Genomic DNA, 16,993 nt, shown 5'->3' with positions numbered 1-16,993 from the left:
ATTCTAGGCGGCCGCCCCGCCCATCCCGGACGTGACATGCGTGACACCGGGGTGACGGCTGCCCGGTCACCCTCACCGGACGTTCTCGTCCAGCGTGTCGCCGGTGCCGGGGTGCTGGGCCAGGTACTCCAGGACCTGGTCGTTGCGGACCGCCTCCCAGAGCTGACCGGCCGCCCGCTGGTCCAGGTAGACCACCGACTGGCCGCCCTCGTCGCCGAAGCCGCCGAACGGCGCGTTCATGAACCGCACGCCGTCACCGCGCAGCGCGCGCAGGCTCCACGCCAGGTCGTACAGGTCGGTGTTGCTCAGCCTGTCGTCCACGCTGACCACCTCGCCCACCGAGCCGAGCAGGCCGGTCAGCCTGCCGGGGTTGCCCAGGGTGCCGGAGCTGAGGGTCTGTTGCATCAGGGCGCGCAGGAAGTTCTGCTGACGCTTCGTCCGGTCCAGGTCGCCGTTGGGCAGCCCGTACCGCTCCCGGACGTAGAGCAGCGCGGTCGTCCCGTCCATGTGCTGGGTGCCGGCCGCCCAGTGCCTGGCCTCGCCCTTGCCCTCGATCTCCTTGGGGATGGTGATGTCCACCCCGCCGACCGCGTCGGTGAGCGAACGGAAGCCGTTCCAGTCCACCACCGCCAGGTGGTCGATCGGGATGCCCGTGAGGTCCTGGACGGTACGCACCATCAGGGCCGGACCGCCCAGCGAGTACGCCGCGTTGAGCTTGGCCTTGCCGTGTCCCGGCACGTCCACCCAGGTGTCCCTGGCCAGTGAGATCACCGAGGCGTTCTTCCGGTCCGCCGAGAGGTGCAGCAGCATCATGGTGTCGCTGCGGGCCGCTCCCGCCTTCCAGACCGGGGCCTTGGCGGGCGCGGCCGGGTCGGTCCTGGCATCCAGGCCGACCAGCAGGAAGGTGACCCCGGCGTTGGACAGCGGCTTCGGGCGCTCCGATGCGGCGAGGCTGGGCAGCGCGTCCGGGATCCGGGTCACCGAGGAGGCGTAGTGCTCGGCCGTCCAGTACACCGCGCCCGAGCAGCCGCCGGCGATCAGCAGCACCGTCAGCAGGACCGCCAGCAGCAGCCGTCGGCCCCGCCGCCGGGGCCCGGGCTCCTCGGTGTCCCCGCCGTCCCCGGCTCCCCCGGCCTGCTCGGAACGGTCGGCGAAGATGCTCAGTCCGGCGGAGTCCGCCCCGTCCTCGGTACTCATGCGGGCATTGTCGGGCCGGACCGCCGCCCGCCGGGCGGGAACCGGTAGGAGGAGGGTGAAGTCGTTACCTCGCCACCGCCGGCTACGCGGCAGGGCGCCCGCCGGATAGCATCGGTCCCTGCCCGACCCGAGCAGATCGACCCTAAGGGGAAGCGCGTGACCCTCCGCATCACGGTGATCGGCACCGGATACCTCGGCGCGACCCACGCCGCCTGCATGGCGGAGCTCGGTTTCGAGGTGCTCGGCCTGGACATCGACCCGGAGAAGGTCGCCACGCTGGCCGCCGGGAAGATCCCGATGTACGAGCCCGATCTGGCCGAGCTGCTGGTCAAGCACGTGCCCGGCCACCCCGGCTCCTCCGGCCGGCTGCGCTTCACCACCTCGTACGAGGAGGTCGCCGACTTCGGCGACGTGCACTTCCTCTGCACCAACACCCCGCAGAAGAAGGGCGAGTTCGCCGCCGACATGTCCTATGTCGACGCCGCGCTGGACTCGCTCGCGCCACACCTCAAGCGCCCCACCCTGGTGGTCGGCAAGTCCACCGTGCCGGTCGGCAGCGCCAACCGACTGGCCGTCAGGCTGGCCGAGCTGGCCCCGGTCGGCGAGGCCGCCGAACTGGCCTGGAACCCGGAGTTCCTCCGCGAGGGCTTCGCCGTCGGCGACACCCTGCACCCCGACCGGCTGGTGGTCGGGGTCCGCAGCGAGCGGGCCGAGGCGCTGCTCCGCGAGGTGTACGCGACCCCGGTCGCCGAGGGCGTGCCGTTCGTGGTGACCGACTTCGCCACCGCGGAGCTGGTCAAGGCCGCGGCCAACTCCTTCCTCGCCACCAAGATCTCCTTCATCAACGCGATGGCCGAGGTCTGCGAGAGCGCGGGCGCGGACGTGGTCCAGCTCAGCAAGGCGCTCTCCTTTGACGAGCGGATCGGCGGCAAGTTCCTCAACGCCGGCGTCGGCTTCGGCGGCGGCTGCCTGCCCAAGGACATCCGCGCTTTCATGGCGCGGGCCGGCGAGCTCGGCGCCGACCAGGCGCTGACCTTCCTGCGCGAGGTCGACTCGATCAACATGCGCCGCCGCTCCCGGATGGTCGAACTCGCCCGCGAGCAGTGCGGCGGCGGCTTCCTCGGCCGCCGGGTCGCCGTGCTCGGCGCCGCGTTCAAGCCCAACTCGGACGACATCCGGGACTCCCCCGCCCTCAACGTCGCCGCCCAGATCCAGCTCCAGGGCGCCCAGGTCACGGTGTACGACCCCAAGGCGACCGACAACGCCCGCAAGATGTTCCCCGGTCTCACCTACGCCACCTCCGCTCTGGAGGCCGCCGAGGGCGCCCACGTCGTCCTGCACCTGACCGAGTGGCAGGAGTTCCGCGACCTCGACCCGGCCGTCCTGGGCAGCGTGGTCGCCGAACGCCGCATCCTGGACGGCCGGAACATCCTGGACGACGCCAAGTGGCGCGCGGCCGGCTGGACCTACCGCGCGATGGGCCGCCCGACGGTGGAATAGGCGCCTCCCGCAGGCGGGTTGCAGCCGGTATGAGCGACGACGCGACGGTACGGAAGATCCTGCTGGAGAGCGGCGACACCTGGGCGGTGGTCGGGTTGTCCAACAACACCGCCCGGGCCGCCTATGGGGTGGCCCAGGTGTTGCAGCGGGCGGGCAAGCGGGTGGTGCCGGTGCATCCCAAGGCCGAGACCGTGTTGGGTGAGCCCGGGTACGCCACGCTCGCGGACGTGCCGTTCGACGTGGACGTGGTGGACGTCTTCGTGAACTCCTCGCTGGCCGGGGCGGTGGCCGACGAGGCGGTCGCCAAGGGGGCCAAGGCGGTCTGGTTCCAGCTCGACGTCATCGACCGGGACGCATACGCCCGCACCACGGCGGCCGGTCTTGACATGGTGATGGACCGCTGCCCGGCGATCGAGCTGCCACGGCTCTGACCGGTCGGCGCCTGCGCCCGGCTACCGGGCCGTGGCTCGGAGGTGGGCGAGCACGAGCGGGTCGATGTACCCGGGGACGAGGCGCCCCTCCAGGTTCTCGACGCCGGCCCAGCGGTCCAGGGTGGGCTGGCCCACGGCGGTCAGCAGGGCGCTGACCTCGGCGGCGAGGTCACCGGTGAGCTTCAGCAGGGTGGCCGGGTCGGGGGTGCCGAAGAGGGTCTCGTGGATGCCGAGCAGGCGAGCCAGTTCGGTGACCGGGTCGGGGTGGTCGTCCACCCGGAGGTCGTACGAGGTGTCGCTGAGGCCGCCGTACCCGACGCCCCGGTCGGCGACGTACAGGGCGGCGCTCTGCCGGCCCCGGCTGTCGCCGCCCGCTGCGTCGCCGGCCGCCAGGGTGACCACCAGTCGCTCGGCGAAGGGGAGTTCGGCCCCGGCGAGCCAGCTGGACTCCATCGCCTCGACCACCTCGGGGCCGGTCAGGATGTTGCCCTGGATCGCGTACCCGGGGCCCGCGACGCCGCCCGCCCAGTCCAGGCAGTCGGCTCCGGTCCAGGTCGCGCCGTCGCCGGAGCAGCCGACCACGCCGAGCTGACGGTCCGCCCGGCCGGGGTCGGCGGCGGTCAGGCCGGCCACCACGTCGGCGGGGGCGACGCCGGTGCGGAGCAGGGCGAGGCCCTGCGACCGGTAGGCGAAGTTGGCGGTCGCCTGGGTGGCCAGCGCCCCGACATCCGCCTCGGCGGCCGGGACGATCGCGCCTGCGGCGAGGAACTTGCTGGCCACCGCGACACCGACGGCACTGCCCGAACGGGCCACTACGGAGAAGGTCACGCGGACGGACGATAGCCGCTCGCCGCACCCGTGCCTAGGGAGTGACGATCGAGGGCCGCCGGACGGCGCGGAGGTCCCCCGCCACCGCCTCCGCGTCCCGCAGCACCCGGACGGCGTTGTGCCAGGTGAGCTTCGCCAGATCCGCCTCGGACCAGCCCCGGCCGAGGAGTTCGGCGATCAGGTGCGGGTAGCCGGAGACGTCGTCCAGGCCCGCCGGGGTGAAGGCGGTGCCGTCGAAGTCGCCGCCGATCCCGAGGTGGTCGATCCCGGCCACCTGCCGCATGTGGTCGAGGTGGTCGGCGACCGTCGCCACGGTGGCGACCGGGCGGGGGTGGGCGGCCTCGAAGGCGCGCTGGCAGACCATCGCCCCGGGGGTGGTCTCCAACGGGTGGAAGCCGTGCGCCCGCATGTTCTGGTCGGCGTCGACGGTCCACTCGATCGCAGCGGGCAGGATGAACTTCGGTACGAAGGTGACCATCGCGACGCCCCCGTTGGCGGGCAGCTGGGCCAGTACGTCGTCGGGGATGTTGCGCGGGTGGTCGCAGACCGCCCGGGCCGAGGAGTGCGAGAAGATCACCGGCGCCTCGGTGACCCGGAGGGCGTCCCGCATGGTGTCGGCGGAGACGTGCGAGAGGTCGACCAGCATGCCGAGCCGGTTCATCTCCCACACCACCTCCTCGCCGAAGGTGGTCAGACCGCCGTGCTCGGGCTTGTCGGTGGCGGAGTCGGCCCAGGGCACGTTGTCGTTGTGGGTGAGCGTCAGGTACCGGACGCCCAGCTGGTACAGCGCCCGCAGGGTGGCCAGCGAGCTGTTGATCGAGTGTCCGCCCTCGGCGCCCATCAGCGAGGCGATCCGGCCCTCGGCGCGGGCGTTCTCCATGTCCTCGGCGGTGAGCGCGAGCCGGAGCCGGTCCGGGTAGCGCTCGGTCAGCGTCCGCACGAAGTCGATCTGCTCCAGGGTGGCACTGACCGCCTGGTCGCCCGCGTAGTCCGAGCGCACGTAGACCGACCAGAACTGCGCGCCGACCCCGCCCTCCCGCAGCCGGCCGAAGTCGGTGTGCAGCCGGTCGCGTTGGTCCGAGGTCAGGTCCAGCGCGTCGAGGTCGTACCCCACCTGGGCGCGCATCGCCCACGGCAGGTCGTTGTGACCATCCACCACCGGTGCGGAGCGGAGCAGGGCGCGGGCACGGTCGAGCAGCTCAGGAGTCATGGCAACAGTTCTACCCCGCACACCAGTGTTAACCGGAGGTTAGCTCTCGGCCACGCCACTGCCCCGGCCGCCCGTCCGGGTGGACGCTCGGTCCCCCAGCCCTCGACACCGGGAGACCCACCATGACCTCAGCGACGCCCTGGAAGGCCGTGATCGGCGGCTCGGTCGGCAACCTGGTCGAGTGGTACGACTGGTTCGTCTACGCCAGCTTCGCCACCTACTTCGCCTCCGCGTTCTTCCCGCACGGCAACCCCACCGCCCAACTCCTCAACACCGCGGGCATCTTCGCGGTCGGCTTCTTCATGCGCCCGGTCGGCGGCTGGCTGCTCGGCCGGTACGCGGACCGGCGCGGCCGGAAGGCGGCCCTGACCCTGACCGTGTCGCTGATGTCGGTCAGCGCCCTGCTGATCGCGGTCGCCCCGACGTACGGGCAGGTCGGCTACGCGGGCGCCGTGGTGCTGCTGGTCGCCCGGCTGCTCCAGGGCCTGTCGGTCGGCGGCGAGTACGCGGCCAGTGCCACCTACCTGACCGAGGCGTCGCAGCCGGACCGTCGCGGGTTCGTCTCCAGCTTCCAGTACGTCTCGATGACCTTCGGCCAACTGCTGGGCCTGGGGCTGCAGATCGTGCTCCAGCACACCATGTCGCCCGCCGCCCTGCACTCGTACGGCTGGCGCATCCCGTTCGTCGTCGGGGCGCTCGGTGCGGCGGTGGTGTTCTGGCTGCGGCGCAACCTGGTGGAGACCGAGGCGTACTCCGAGGCTGCGGGCAGCGACGCCGAGCGCGGCACGCTGCGCCGACTGCTGGCGCACCGGCGGGAGTTCGCCCTGGTGATGGCGCTGACCATGGGCGGCACGGTGGCGTACTACACCTACACCACCTACCTGACCAAGTACCTCTCGAACACCGCCGGGCTGAGCAAGAACGACGCCGCCCTGGTGAGCTTCTGCGCCCTGACCGTCTTCATGCTGCTGCAGCCGCTGGCCGGTTCGCTCTCCGACCGGATCGGCCGCCGTCCGCTGCTGATCACCTTCGGGGTCGGCGCCACCTTCGGCACGGTGCCGCTGATGACCACGCTCTCGCACGCCTCCAGTTTCGGTGGCGCGCTGCTGCTGGCGGTGACCGCGCTGGTGCTGGTCACCGGCTACACCTCGATCAACGCCGTGGTGAAGGCCGAGCTGTTCCCGACCCAGATCCGGGCCCTCGGGGTGGCACTGCCGTACGCGCTGGCCAACGCGCTGTTCGGCGGCACGGCCGAGTACGTGGCGCTCTGGTTCAAGGACGCGGGCATCGAGTCGGGCTACTACTGGTACGTCTCCGCGCTGGCGGCAGTCTCGCTGGTGGTCTACCTGACGATGCGTGAGACCCGTAACAACGCGCTCACCGAGACCACCCGGCCGGCCACCGAGGCCGCCGTCCCGGCCCGGTCCCTGTCCGGCAACCCCTAGGCTGCTGGCATGCGCGTGCTTCTGGTCGAGGACGACGACCGCCTCGCGGCCGCCCTGATCCCGGCGCTCGCCCGGCACGGCCACCAGGTGGTCCGGGCCGGGCGGGCGGACGACGCGTTCCGGCTGAAGGACACCTGCGAGTTCATCCTGCTCGATCTCTGCCTGCCCGACCTGGACGGTCTCGAACTGCTGCGCCGACTGCGCCGGGTGTCCACCGTGCCGGTGATCGTGCTGACCGCCCGGACCGAGGAGCGGGACATCCTGCGCGGTCTGCGCTCGGGCGCCGACGACTACCTGGCCAAGCCGTTCCGGACCGCCGAACTGGCCGCCAGGATGGCCGCCGTGGTGCGGCGCGGCACCCGGCCGCTGGCCGTCGCCGGACGGGCGGTGCGGATCGGCGACGTCCGGATCGACCTGGAGACCCGGCGGATCACCGTGGCCGGGGAGCAGGTGACGCTCACCCGCCGGGAGTTCGACGTGCTGGCCGTGCTCGCCCGCGAGCCCGGCGTGGTGCGCGGGCGGGAGGAGATCCTGGATGAACTCTGGGGCGACGTCCAGCTCTCGGCCTCCCGCTCGCTGGACGTGCACATCGCCGGCATCCGCTCCAAGACCGGCCGCCCGCACCTGGTCGAGACCCTCAGGTCCACCGGCTACCGGCTGGCCGTCGACTGATGCAACGTCGGCTGCTTGTGGTGCAGTTCCTGCTGATCGGCTGCCTGGTGGCGGCGCTGGCGGTACCGCTCGCGCTGGCGTACTCCTCGCACCGGACCGGTCAACTGCTGCTCGCCCGCCGGGCGGACGCCACCCGGTTCGCCGAGCTCACCGACCGGGCGCTGCGCGAGGGCGGCCCGTCCGGGCTGACTACGGAGGTCACCCGGTATGCGGAGCTGTACGGCACGGCGGTGGAGATCCGGGACCGGGACGGGCAGTTGATCGCGGGCACCCCGGTCGGCGGGGACCGGGCGGCCGGGCGGGCGCTGTCCGGCCGCACCACGGACGGGCTGCCGCTGCTCACCCCGTTCGGCCCGCCCTCGGTGCTGGTGGCCGAACCGGCCGGGCGGGACGACCAGGTCTCCGGAGTGGTGGTGCTTCGGGTGTCCACCGCACCGGCCCGCCGTTCGGTGGCCCTGGTCTGGGCCGCGCTGGCGGTCGGCTCCGTACTGGCGCTGCTCTGCTCGCTGGTCGCCGCCCGCAGGCTGACCGCCTGGGTGCTCCGGCCGGTGGACGAACTCGACCGCACCACCCGGGAGATCGCCGAGGGACGGCTCGGTGCCCGGATCGGCACCGTGCGCGGCCCGGTCGAACTGCGCCGCCTGGAGGAGCGGTTCAACGCCATGGCGGACGCCATCTCGATGGCGCTGGAACGCCAACGCGCCTTCGTCGCGGACGCCTCGCACGAACTGCGCACCCCGCTCACCGTGCTCTCGCTCCGACTGGAGAACCTGGAGCAGCACCTGACCCGCGAGGGCCACCCCGAGTACCAACAGGTGCTGGCCGAACTCGACCGGCTGGAGGTGCTGTTGGAGGACCTGCTGACGCTCGCCCGGGTGGAGGCGGACGCCGGGTTGCCCGAGACGCTGCCGGCCGACCGACTGCTCTCGCGGCTGACCGGCTGGCAGGAGCTGTACGCCGCCAAGGGCCTGACCCTCACCGTGCACGCACCGGACCCGGAACCGCTGCCCGCCGCCGTGGCCAGGATCGCCGACATCGCGCTCGACAACGCGGCGAAGTTCGTCCCGTCCGGCGGCCGGGTGGAGGTCTCGCTGACCGGCCGGGTGCTGCGGGTCGCCGACGACGGCCCGGGACTGGACGAGACCGGCCGCGGGGCCGCCCTCGGCCGGTTCTGGCGCGCACCCGAGCAGCACAACGTCACCGGCAGCGGCCTGGGCCTCGCCATCGCGGTCGAACTGGCCCGCAGCTGCGGCGGCACCCTCGCCCTACTGCCGAACCAACCACAGGGCCTGACAGTCGAGTTGACGATCGCTCAGTAGACCGAGCGGTAGTACCGGGCCGCTCCCGGATGCAGCGGGACGGTGCCCGTACCGATCGCGTACCGCTCGTCCAGCCGCCCGCCCGGCGCGTCCGGCGTCTGCAGGTGGTCCCGGCGCCGGAACAGCACCTCGGTGACGGCCCGCACGATCTCCGGGTCGAGACCGGCGGCGCAGACCAGGTAACTCGGGGTGCCGACGGTCGGGGTCGGCCCCGGTTGCCGGTAGGCGCCGAGCGGGATCGAGACGTCCTCGTACACCGGCCCGTACGTCGTACGCAGCGCGGCCGCCTGCGCCGCCAGCGGGACCAGCCGGACCGGCAGCCGTTCGGCCAGCTCGGTGATAGCCCGGGTCGGTACGCCGCCGGACCAGAAGAACGCGTCCAGTTCCCCGGCCCGCAGCGCCGCCACCGACTCGGCGGGGCCGAGCAGTTGGGCGCCCGCCGTGCTCAACCCGGCGGCGTTCAGCACCCGTTCGGCCACCACGGCGGTGCCGGATTCGGCGGCGCCCAGCGAGTACCTGCGCCCGGCCAGCTCACCGACGGTCGACGCCGGACGGTCCGAAGGGACCACCAGGTGCAGGTAGTTGAGGTAGAGCCGGGCGATCGCGGCCACCGGGACCGGCCGGGCGAACCCGCCGCCCCCGGCCACCGCGTCGGCCGCGCTGTCGGCCAGGGTCAGCCCGAGCTCGGCCCCGCCCTCGCCGATCAGCCGCAGGTTGCGCACACTCGCGGCGGTCGACAGCACCTCGACGGTCAGCCCCGGGTGGGCCAGGGTGACCTCCTCGGCCAGCCGCCGGCCGAAGGTCTGGTAGGGCCCGCCCTCCGGACCGGCCGCCAGCCGCAGCACCCCGCGCGGGGACGGCGCCGAACACCCGGTGAGCACCGCGGCGGCCCCCAGGGCGAGGGCCGCGCGGCGCGACAGCGGCACGGTCCCGGGCCCTGTCCGGGCCTAGTTGCCGAAGCCGAAGGAGGTGGAGCCCGCGACCTTGGCGCGGAGCTTCTTGCCCTTCTCGGTGGCCTGACTGTTCAGCTCGGCCTGGAACTCGGCCATCTTCTCGGTCAGCTCCGGGTCGAAGGCGGCCAGGATCCGGACCGCGAGCAGCCCGGCGTTGCGGGCTCCGGCGACCGAGACGGTGGCGACGGGCACTCCGGCCGGCATCTGGACGATCGACAGCAGGCTGTCCATCCCGTCCAGGTAGCGCAGCGGCACCGGCACGCCGATCACCGGCAGCGGGGTGACCGAGGCCAGCATGCCCGGCAGGTGGGCGGCACCGCCCGCGCCCGCGATGATCGCCTTCAGGCCCCGGGTGTGCGCCTGCTCGCCGTACGCGATCATCTCGCGCGGCATCCGGTGCGCCGACATGACGTCGACCTCGTACGGGATCTCGAACTCGTCGAGCGCCTTGGCGGCGGCCTCCATCACGGGCCAGTCGGAGTCGGAGCCCATGACGATGCCGATAAGGGGCTGGGTCATTCGGTGATCGTCCCTCGCAGGTAGGCGGCCGCGTGGCGGGCGCGCTCGCGGACGTCCTCGAGGTCGTCCCCGAAGACGTTGACGTGGCCGACCTTGCGGCCGGGCTTCACATCCTTTCCGTACATGTGGATCCGCAGGCCGGGGTCGCGGGCCATGCAGTGCAGGAAGGCCCGGTACATGTCCGGGTAGTCGCCGCCGAGCACGTTGACCATCACGGTCCACTTGGCGCGCGGGCGCGGGTCGCCGAGCGGGAGGTCCAGGACGGCGCGCAGGTGGTTCTCGAACTGCGAGGTGACGGCACCGTCCTGGGTCCAGTGGCCCGAGTTGTGCGGCCGCATGGCCAGCTCGTTGACCAGGATCCGGCCGTCCCTGGTCTGGAACAGCTCGACCGCGAGGTGGCCGGTGATGTCCAGCTCGCCGGCGATCCGCAGGGCCAGCTGCTGGGCCTCGTCGGAGAGCGCCGGGTCGAGGTCGGGCGCGGGGGCGGTGACCTCGGCGCAGACGCCGTTCTCCTGGACGCTCTCCACCACCGGGTAGGCAACCGCCTGACCGCTGGGTGAGCGGACCACGTTGGCGGCCAGCTCGCGGAGGAAGTCGACCCTCTCCTCGGCCAACACCGGCACACCGGCCAGGAACGGGGCGTGCGCCTCGGACTCGTCACCGACGACCCAGACGCCCTTGCCGTCGTAGCCGCCGCGCACCGTCTTGAGGACGACCGGGTAGCCGTCGCCCTCGTCGGCGAACGCGGTCACGTCGGCCGGGTCGGCGACCAGCCGGTGCCGGGGGCAGGGGACGCCGATCGAGTCCAGCTTGGCCCGCATCACGCCCTTGTCCTGGGCGTTGACCAGGGCCTCCGGGCCCGGGCGGACGGCGATGCCGTCGGCCTGCAGGGCGCGCAGGTGCTCGGTCGGCACGTGCTCGTGGTCGAAGGTGATCACGTCGCACCCGGCCGCGAAGCGGCGCAGCGTGTCGAGGTCCCGGTAGTCACCGAGCACCACGTCCGAGACCACCTGTGCGGCGGAGTCCTGAGGAGTGTCGGCGAGGAGCCGGAAGCGGATGCCCAGCGGGATGCCCGCCTGGTGCGCCATTCGGGCGAGCTGCCCGCCGCCGATCACGCCCACCACTGGAAAATTTGCATTGCCCGCGAAAGTCACGCTGCCCAGGATATCCGGGCCGGTCGGGGGTGGTGCACCAGCCGGCACCGCTGGGACGGGTGCGGCGGGCCGCGACGGGCGCCCGCCGGGAGCGAGTAGCCTGAATGGCCGGGCCCGAAGCACACTGTCGGATGATGTGCTTGCGAAGCAGCCCACGCGAGCACCGTTTTCGTCGGCACACACTGGAGACCCGCGGATGACGAGCATGACCGGCCCGAAGCCCTCGCTGACGCAGAAGCTCCGCGGTATCTCGGGTGAGGCGCTCAAGTTCGGCCTGGTCGGCCTCAGCGGCGTGGTGGTCAACTTCGCCGTCTTCTGGATCTGCATCAACGGCCTCGGGCTGGCCACCCTGCGCTCCAACATCGCGGCGACCATGGTCGCCATCGCCGGCAACTACCTCGGCTACCGCTACTGGCTGTACAAGGACCGCGACGCCAGCTCGCGCAAGCGGGAGATCACGCTGTTCCTGCTGTTCAGCGGCATCGGCATGCTGATCGAGACCGGGATCATCGCCCTCTCGAAGTACGGCTTCGGCTTCGACAGCCACCTGCAGGTGCTCGCCGCCAAGACGGTCGGGCTCGGCATCGGCACCGTGTTCCGCTTCCTCTCCTACCGCACCTGGGTCTTCAAGGCGTTGCCCGAGCTGGCCGGGCCCGCCGCCGTTCCCGCGCCCGCCGAGCCCGCCCTGGTGCTGGCCGCCGAGCAGCCGCAGTACGTGAAGTAGGGCCGCCCCTCAGACCTCCTCGGTCTCCTCGCTGTCCTCGTCCGCCCGGGTCAGGAAGAGCGCGAAGACCGGCGGCTGGAGCGAGAGCAGCTCCAGCCGAGCCCCGTCCGCCTCGGCCAGGTCCCTGGCCACCGCGAGCCCGATGCCGGTGGAGTTGCGGCCGCTGACGGCTCGTTCGAAGACCCGGTTGCCCAGCTCGGTCGGCACACCAGGGCCCTCGTCCTGCACCTCGACCACCACCGACCGGCCGGACGGCCTGGCCCGGACGGTGACCGTCCCGGCGCCGTGCATCAGCGAGTTCTCGATCAGGGTGGCCAGCACCTGCGCGACCATCCCTGGCGTGCCCAGCACCCGTACGCCGCGCAGGCCCTCGACCCGCAGGGTGCGGCCGGTGCCGCGCACGGCCGGGCTCCACTCGGCCAGCTGCTGGGTGATCACCTCGTCCAGCTCGAAGACCACCGCCGTGGGGCTGCGCGGGTCGCGCTGGTTGGTGAGCAGCCGCTGCACCACGTCGGTGAGCCGCTCCACCTGCTGGAGGGCGATGGTGGACTCCTCCTTCACGGTGTCCGGCTCGCTGGCCTGGGTGTTGATCTCCTCCAGCCGCATCGAGAGCGCGGTGAGGGGGGTGCGGAGCTGGTGCGAGGCGTCGGCGGAGAGCCGCCGCTCGGCGGAGAGCATCCGGGCGATCCGCTCGGCGCTGGCGTCCAGCACCTCGGCCACCCGGTCCAGCTCCGGCACGCCGTACCGGCGGTCCCGAGGCCTCGGGTCTCCGGAGCCGAGCCGTTCGGCGGTCTCGGCCAGGTCGACCAGCGGCCGGGCCAGCCGCTTGGCCTGCCAGACCGCGAGGGCGACGGCCGCCTGGACGGCGAGCAGCGCGACCACGCCGAGCAGCAGCAGCATGTTGGCGATCTCGTGGTCCACCCCGCGCCGGGACTGCACCACGGTGACCGTCTCCCCATCGGCGCCGGTCTCGGTCACGCTCAGCACGGGCGCCGACGGCGGGGTGCCGATCGCCAGCACCGGCTGCCCGGGCACCGCGATGGTGACGTACCCGCCCTCGGGGAGCTGGGCGGTGAACTTCTCGCCGGTGATCGGCTCCTGCGCCGCGAGCCGGCTCTCCACCAGGCCGAGCACCCGGACCACCTGGGCGTCCACCCGGGCGTCGGCGGCGTTGACGATGGACTGCTTCTCGATCAGGGCGATCGGGACGCAGAACACCACCACCATCACCAGGACCACGCCGAGCAGGGAGTTGATCATCCGGCGCTTCACGCGGACTGACCCCTGGTCAGTTCTTCTCGAAGCGGAAGCCGACTCCGCGGACGGTGGAGATGTAACGCGGGTTGGCGGCGTCGTCGCCGAGCTTCTTGCGCAGCCAGGAGATGTGCATGTCCAGCGTCTTGGTCGAGGTCCACCAGGTGGTGTCCCAGACCTGACGCATGATCTCCTCGCGGGTGACGACCCGTCCGGCGTCCCGGACCAGCACCCGGAGCAGCTCGAACTCCTTGGCGGAGAGGGTCAGCTCCTCCTCCCCCAGCCAGGCGCGGTGCGACTCGATGTCGATCTTCACGCCGTGTGCGCCGGTGGTCAGCTGGTCCACGTTGCCGCGCCGGAGCAGGGCCCGGACCCGAGCCAGCAGCTCGGCCAGCCGGAACGGCTTGGTGACGTAGTCGTCCGCGCCGGCGTCCAGGCCGACCACGGTGTCCACCTCGTCGGCCCGGGCAGTGAGCACCAGCACCGGACAGGTCCGGCCCTCGGCGCGGAGCCGGCGGGCCACCTCCAGGCCGTCCATCTCGGGCAGCCCGAGGTCGAGCACGATCAGGTCGACGTCCTCGGTGAGCCCGGCCGCGAGCGCCCCGGGGCCCTCCTCGCGGACGAGCACCTCGTAGCCCTCCCGTCGGAGCGCACGGGCCAGCGGTTCGGAGATCGCCGGGTCGTCCTCAGCCAGCAGCACACAGGTCATGTGGCAGATGGTAGTCCGCCCGCGACGCGACGTTGATGGGCTTCGCCTTGCCGGTCCGCGCTGTGAAGTAGTTCACAGAAGGTGAGCGGCGGGGCGGCCCGGTCCGTCGACGTGATTTCGGCTTGATCATGCAATCGCTGGAAATTCGCCCGGATAGTATGCGATTAAGAGGATGCATCCCGGTGCGACCATGGATCCACGGCCCTCGCGGGCGTTTCTCCCTACTCGGACATTCGCCGGAAATGGGCACTTGTCCCCAGATAGCGCCACGTACAGTGTTCTGGTCCCTGCCTCCGCCGCCACAAGGAACCCCCACTCATGGCGTCAACAACTCTGGACGTCGGCACCGCGCCGAACCCCACCAGCAGCGGCCCCACCTTCTTCGGGCACCCCCGCGGACTCGCCACCCTCTTCATGACGGAGATGTGGGAGCGGTTCAGCTTCTACGGGATGCGCGCCCTGCTGGTGCTGTACATGGCCGCCGAGGTCTCCAAGGGCGGGCTCGGCATGCAGGCCGCCACGGCGGCCGCCGTCTACAGCGTCTACAACGCCATGGTCTACCTGCTCGCCCTCCCCGGCGGCTGGATCGCGGACCGCTTCCTCGGCGCCCGGAAGACCGTGGCGATCGGCGGCGGCATCATCATGCTCGGCCACTTCGCGCTGGCCCTGCCGCCCGAGGCGACCTTCTTCGCCGGGCTCGGCCTGATCGCGATCGGCTCCGGCCTGCTCAAGGCCAACATCTCCACCATGGTCGGCCACCTGTACGAGGGTCCAAACGACCCGCGCCGTGACGGTGGCTTCACCATCTTCTACATGGGCATCAACGCCGGTGCCTTCTTCGCCCCGCTGGTGATCGGCACCGTCGGCCAGAAGGTCAACTGGCACCTCGGCTTCGCACTGGCCGGCGTCGGCATGGCGGTCGGCCTGATCCAGTACCTGCTCGGCAGCCGCCACCTGAGCGAGCGCAGCAGTGTGGTGACCTCGCCGATGCCCGCTGCGGAGAAGCGGGCCGTGCTGCGCAAGGCCGGTCTCTGGCTGGCCGTGGCCGTGGTCTTCTACGCCGGCGTCGCGCTGACCGGCAGCCTGAGCGTCGACTGGCTGATCTGGCCGCTCTCGATCGCGGGCATCGCCATCCCGGTGTTCTACTTCGCCCGGCTGCGCCGGGACAAGGACCTCACCTCGGACGAGAAGTCCAAGATGAGCGGCTACATCTGGTTCTTCGTCGCCGCCGCGATCTTCTGGATGATCTACGACCAGTCCGGCTCGACGCTGAACCTGTTCGCCGAGGACAGCACCTCCTCCAGCCTGTTCGGCTTCGACTTCCCGACCAGCTGGTTCCAGTCCCTGAACCCGCTCTACATCATGGCGCTGGCCCCGGTCTTCGCGTGGCTCTGGGTCTGGCTGGCCCGCCGCCGGAAGAACCCGTCCACCACCGTGAAGTTCGCCTTCGGCCTGCTGATGATCGGCGGCTCCTTCCTGGTGATGATGCTGGCCATGGCCGCCGCCTCGGGCGGTGCCAAGGTCACCCCGCTCTGGCTGGCGCTGGTCTACCTGATCCAGACCGTCGGCGAGCTGACCCTCTCCCCGGTCGGACTCTCCGTCACCACCAAGCTGGCACCGGCCAAGTACGCCAGCCAGATGATGGGCATCTGGTTCCTCGCCGTCACGGCGGGCGACTGCACCGCCGCCGTCATCCAGCTGCTGGTCGGCGACGCCACGGGCAGCACTTGGTACTTCGCCTCGCAGGGCCTGTTGGCGGTCCTCGCCGGTGTGGCGCTGACGATGTACCGCAAGAAGGTCGTGAAGCTGATGGGCGACGTGCACTGACGCCTGCTCAGCACTGAGGGCCGGTACCCCGTCCGTCGGGGTACCGGCCCTCTCCGCGTGCTCAGACCTTGCGGACGCCGCCGTGCCAGACGGCGGCGGTGAGCGGGACGCCAGGACGGTACGCGAGGTGCACGGCCGAGGGCGCGTCCAGCAGCAGCAGGTCGGCCCGCGCGCCCTCCCCCACCAGGCCGACGTCCGTCCGGCGCAGCGCACGGGCGCCGCCCGCCGTGGCGGCGTACACCGCCTCGTCCGGGGTCATGCCCATCTCGCGGACCGCGACCGCGATGCAGAACGCCATCGAACTGGTGAAGCTCGAGCCCGGGTTGCAGTCCGTGGATAGCGCGACGGTGACGCCGGCGTCCAACAGGCGGCGGGCGTCCGGGTACTTCGCCCGGGTGGAGAACTCCGCGCCGGGGAGCAGCGTGGCGACGGTGTCGCCGTTGGCCAGCGCGTCCACGTCGGCGTCGGTCAGGTGGGTGCAGTGGTCGGCCGAGGCCGCCCCCAGCTCGACCGCGAGCTGCACGCCCGGGCCGTGGTGCAGCTGGTTGGCGTGCACCCGGGGGATCAGCCCGCGCTTCGCCCCGGCGGTCAGGATCGCCCGTGCCTGGTCGCCGTCGAAGGCGCCCTGCTCGCAGAACACGTCCACCCACCGGGCGTACGGGGCACAGGCGTCCAGCATCCCGCCGGTCACCAGCTCGACGTACCCGGCCGGGTCGTCCTTGAACTCCGGGGCCACCACGTGGGCGCCGAGGTACGTGGTCTCGGGCGTGTGCTGCGCCGCGATCCGCAGGGCGCGCGCCTCGTCGGCGGTGGTCAGGCCGTAGCCCGACTTGCACTCGATGGTGGTGGTGCCCTGACGGAGGGCCTCGCCGACGAAGCGGGTGAGGTTGGCCTCCAGCTCGGCGTCGGTGGCGGCGCGGGTGGCGGCGACGGTGGTCCTGATGCCGCCGGCGGTGTACGACTGGCCGCTCATCCGGGCGTTGAACTCGGCGGTGCGGTCGCCGGCGAAGACCAGGTGGGCGTGCGAGTCGACGAAGCCGGGGATCATCGCCCGGCCCCCGGCGTCGAAGCGGTCGTCGGCCTCCGGGGCGGCGGCGGCCGCACCGACCCAGGCGATCCGGTCCCCGTCGATCACCACGGCGGCGTCGGTCAGGGGGGTGCCGGTGTTGGTGACCAGGGAACCGAGGTTGGTGATCAGGGTGCTCACGGGACGGCCTTTCGGATGTGGGTGGGTCGGCGGGGAGCCGAAGG

General features: G+C 72.0%; 16 protein-coding genes. 7 read left to right on the top strand and 9 right to left on the bottom strand.

Features of this window, described 5'->3' with window-relative positions; translation table 11 throughout:
- Nucleotides 1-72: 72 nt before the first annotated feature.
- Nucleotides 73-1,197, bottom strand: a complete 1,125-nt coding sequence (locus ACKUU6_RS20400; protein ID WP_407990000.1) for an LCP family protein — start codon at nt 1,195-1,197, stop codon at nt 73-75.
- A gap of 156 nt (nt 1,198-1,353) precedes the next feature.
- On the opposite strand from ACKUU6_RS20400, the gene ACKUU6_RS20395 reads away from it, so the two are divergent.
- Together ACKUU6_RS20395 and ACKUU6_RS20390 are read left to right on the top strand one after the other, a co-directional pair.
- Nucleotides 1,354-2,697 (top strand): UDP-glucose dehydrogenase family protein, encoded by a 1,344-nt coding sequence (locus ACKUU6_RS20395; RefSeq protein WP_407989999.1) that lies wholly within the window; start codon nt 1,354-1,356, stop codon nt 2,695-2,697.
- A 29-nt stretch (nt 2,698-2,726) separates the two neighbouring features.
- Nucleotides 2,727-3,128, top strand: a complete 402-nt coding sequence (locus ACKUU6_RS20390; RefSeq protein ID WP_407989998.1) for a CoA-binding protein — start codon at nt 2,727-2,729, stop codon at nt 3,126-3,128.
- Between the two features lie 21 nt (nt 3,129-3,149).
- Here the strand turns inward: ACKUU6_RS20390 and ACKUU6_RS20385 are convergent, their stop codons facing one another.
- On the bottom strand, nt 3,150-3,956 hold the full coding sequence (locus tag ACKUU6_RS20385; RefSeq protein WP_407989997.1) for a DUF1028 domain-containing protein: 807 nt from the start codon (nt 3,954-3,956) through the stop codon (nt 3,150-3,152).
- A gap of 34 nt (nt 3,957-3,990) precedes the next feature.
- The gene (locus tag ACKUU6_RS20380) at nt 3,991-5,166 is read right to left on the bottom strand and encodes a dipeptidase (protein ID WP_407989996.1); all 1,176 of its coding nucleotides are present in this window, start codon (nt 5,164-5,166) and stop codon (nt 3,991-3,993) included.
- A 122-nt stretch (nt 5,167-5,288) separates the two neighbouring features.
- On the opposite strand from ACKUU6_RS20380, the gene ACKUU6_RS20375 reads away from it, so the two are divergent.
- From ACKUU6_RS20375 to ACKUU6_RS20365, 3 genes are read left to right on the top strand one after another with little or no spacing between them, the layout of a single operon-like run.
- Nucleotides 5,289-6,611 carry an MFS transporter gene (locus tag ACKUU6_RS20375; protein ID WP_407989995.1) on the top strand — a complete coding sequence of 441 codons (1,323 nt, stop codon included), beginning with the start codon at nt 5,289-5,291 and terminating at the stop codon, nt 6,609-6,611.
- Between the two features lie 9 nt (nt 6,612-6,620).
- A complete protein-coding gene (locus tag ACKUU6_RS20370; protein WP_407989994.1) occupies nt 6,621-7,283 on the top strand; it encodes a response regulator transcription factor in 663 nt (220 codons plus the stop codon).
- The gene (locus tag ACKUU6_RS20365) at nt 7,283-8,602 is read left to right on the top strand and encodes a sensor histidine kinase (RefSeq protein WP_407989993.1); all 1,320 of its coding nucleotides are present in this window, start codon (nt 7,283-7,285) and stop codon (nt 8,600-8,602) included. Before ACKUU6_RS20370 ends, ACKUU6_RS20365 begins: the two co-directional genes overlap by 1 nt.
- On the opposite strand, the gene ACKUU6_RS20360 is transcribed toward ACKUU6_RS20365, so the two are convergent.
- From ACKUU6_RS20360 to ACKUU6_RS20350, 3 genes are read right to left on the bottom strand one after another with little or no spacing between them, the layout of a single operon-like run.
- On the bottom strand, nt 8,596-9,528 hold the full coding sequence (locus tag ACKUU6_RS20360; RefSeq protein WP_407989992.1) for a TAXI family TRAP transporter solute-binding subunit: 933 nt from the start codon (nt 9,526-9,528) through the stop codon (nt 8,596-8,598). The two genes, ACKUU6_RS20365 and ACKUU6_RS20360, sit on opposite strands and share 7 nt — an antisense overlap.
- 21 nt (nt 9,529-9,549) lie before the next feature.
- A complete protein-coding gene (gene purE / locus ACKUU6_RS20355) occupies nt 9,550-10,074 on the bottom strand; it encodes a 5-(carboxyamino)imidazole ribonucleotide mutase (RefSeq protein WP_407989991.1) in 525 nt (174 codons plus the stop codon).
- Nucleotides 10,071-11,228: a 5-(carboxyamino)imidazole ribonucleotide synthase gene (locus tag ACKUU6_RS20350; protein WP_407989990.1), complete on the bottom strand. Its 1,158-nt coding sequence runs from the start codon at nt 11,226-11,228 to the stop codon at nt 10,071-10,073. Before ACKUU6_RS20350 ends, purE begins: the two co-directional genes overlap by 4 nt.
- A gap of 196 nt (nt 11,229-11,424) precedes the next feature.
- Between ACKUU6_RS20350 and ACKUU6_RS20345 the strand changes: the two genes are divergently transcribed.
- Complete coding sequence (locus ACKUU6_RS20345; protein WP_407989989.1) at nt 11,425-11,952, top strand: GtrA family protein; 528 nt, start codon at nt 11,425-11,427, stop codon at nt 11,950-11,952.
- 9 nt (nt 11,953-11,961) lie between these two features.
- Here ACKUU6_RS20345 and ACKUU6_RS20340 read toward each other — a convergent pair whose 3' ends face one another.
- Nucleotides 11,962-13,224, bottom strand: a complete 1,263-nt coding sequence (locus ACKUU6_RS20340; protein WP_407989988.1) for an ATP-binding protein — start codon at nt 13,222-13,224, stop codon at nt 11,962-11,964.
- Between the two features lie 16 nt (nt 13,225-13,240).
- Nucleotides 13,241-13,915 (bottom strand): response regulator transcription factor, encoded by a 675-nt coding sequence (locus tag ACKUU6_RS20335; RefSeq protein WP_184918861.1) that lies wholly within the window; start codon nt 13,913-13,915, stop codon nt 13,241-13,243.
- 318 nt (nt 13,916-14,233) lie between these two features.
- On the opposite strand from ACKUU6_RS20335, the gene ACKUU6_RS20330 reads away from it, so the two are divergent.
- Nucleotides 14,234-15,742: a peptide MFS transporter gene (locus ACKUU6_RS20330; RefSeq protein ID WP_407989987.1), complete on the top strand. Its 1,509-nt coding sequence runs from the start codon at nt 14,234-14,236 to the stop codon at nt 15,740-15,742.
- 61 nt (nt 15,743-15,803) lie between these two features.
- Here ACKUU6_RS20330 and hutI read toward each other — a convergent pair whose 3' ends face one another.
- Nucleotides 15,804-16,949 carry an imidazolonepropionase gene (gene hutI, locus ACKUU6_RS20325; RefSeq protein WP_407989986.1) on the bottom strand — a complete coding sequence of 382 codons (1,146 nt, stop codon included), beginning with the start codon at nt 16,947-16,949 and terminating at the stop codon, nt 15,804-15,806.
- Nucleotides 16,950-16,993 lie beyond the last annotated feature (44 nt).

Origin of the sequence: Kitasatospora sp. CMC57, assembly GCF_045866025.2 — a bacterium.
In the GTDB taxonomy this organism is placed as follows: Bacteria; Actinomycetota; Actinomycetes; order Streptomycetales; family Streptomycetaceae; genus Kitasatospora.
Note: the sequence above shows the minus strand (reverse complement) of the source record. Positions and strands in the feature narration are given on the sequence as shown.

Bases quoted from the DNA above. Each gene is read 5' to 3' on its own strand.
- ACKUU6_RS20330 (WP_407989987.1), top strand. From the start codon at position 14,234: ATGGCGTCAACAACTCTGGACGTCGGCACCGCGCCGAACCCCACCAGC.
- ACKUU6_RS20375 (WP_407989995.1), top strand. From the start codon at position 5,289: ATGACCTCAGCGACGCCCTGGAAGGCCGTGATCGGCGGCTCGGTCGGC.
- ACKUU6_RS20370 (WP_407989994.1), top strand. From the start codon at position 6,621: ATGCGCGTGCTTCTGGTCGAGGACGACGACCGCCTCGCGGCCGCCCTG.
- ACKUU6_RS20380 (WP_407989996.1), bottom strand. From the start codon at position 5,166: ATGACTCCTGAGCTGCTCGACCGTGCCCGCGCCCTGCTCCGCTCCGCA.
- ACKUU6_RS20390 (WP_407989998.1), top strand. From the start codon at position 2,727: ATGAGCGACGACGCGACGGTACGGAAGATCCTGCTGGAGAGCGGCGAC.
- ACKUU6_RS20345 (WP_407989989.1), top strand. From the start codon at position 11,425: ATGACGAGCATGACCGGCCCGAAGCCCTCGCTGACGCAGAAGCTCCGC.
- ACKUU6_RS20400 (WP_407990000.1), bottom strand. From the start codon at position 1,197: ATGAGTACCGAGGACGGGGCGGACTCCGCCGGACTGAGCATCTTCGCC.
- purE (WP_407989991.1), bottom strand. From the start codon at position 10,074: ATGACCCAGCCCCTTATCGGCATCGTCATGGGCTCCGACTCCGACTGG.
- ACKUU6_RS20335 (WP_184918861.1), bottom strand. From the start codon at position 13,915: ATGACCTGTGTGCTGCTGGCTGAGGACGACCCGGCGATCTCCGAACCG.
- ACKUU6_RS20365 (WP_407989993.1), top strand. From the start codon at position 7,283: ATGCAACGTCGGCTGCTTGTGGTGCAGTTCCTGCTGATCGGCTGCCTG.